This is a genomic window from Heliomicrobium gestii, from assembly GCF_009877435.1.
Taxonomy (GTDB): Bacteria; Bacillota; Desulfitobacteriia; order Heliobacteriales; family Heliobacteriaceae; genus Heliomicrobium; species Heliomicrobium gestii.
Map to the genome: position 1 here is coordinate 1 of NZ_WXEX01000048.1, position 466 is coordinate 466.

The window sequence follows — 466 nt, forward strand, 5'->3', positions numbered from 1 at the left end:
CCACTCTTCGAAGCTCTTGTTGGACGTGATGATGATCGATGTCCGCTGGTACAGGTCATTGACCAGTTGGAAGAACTGATTGGCTTCGGTGCGTGTGATTGGCAGAAACCCAAGTTCGTCGATGATCACCAGATCGGCTTTCCGGATGGCCCGCAAGGCACGATGGGCCTTCGGATCGGTGCTTTCTGTGCGAAAGGCGCTGACCAGTTGGTCCATGGAGATGAAGCGCACCTTGTAGCCCTTGTCTACGGCAGCGCCGCCAATGGCAACGGAGAGATGCGTCTTTCCTGTGCCGGGAGGTCCGAGAAAAAACACGTTGAAGGCATCATCGATCCACTGCATGGTCGTCAACTGTTGGATGTGCCGCTTTGAGATGGCGGCTTGAAAGGCAAAGTCAAAGTCCTCCAGGGTGCGCACGTAGGGAAAGCCGGCTTGGCGAAGGCGGGATTCCATCGCCTTGTTCTCT

Annotated in this window: 1 protein-coding gene; it reads right to left on the minus strand. The window is 55.8% G+C overall.

The genetic code is table 11. The features are described 5' to 3' along the window. On the minus strand, positions 1 to 453 hold a 453-nt coding region (locus tag GTO89_RS16995), incomplete at its 3' end, for an ATP-binding protein (protein WP_235920546.1). Between the last annotated feature and the right edge of the window lie 13 nt (positions 454 to 466).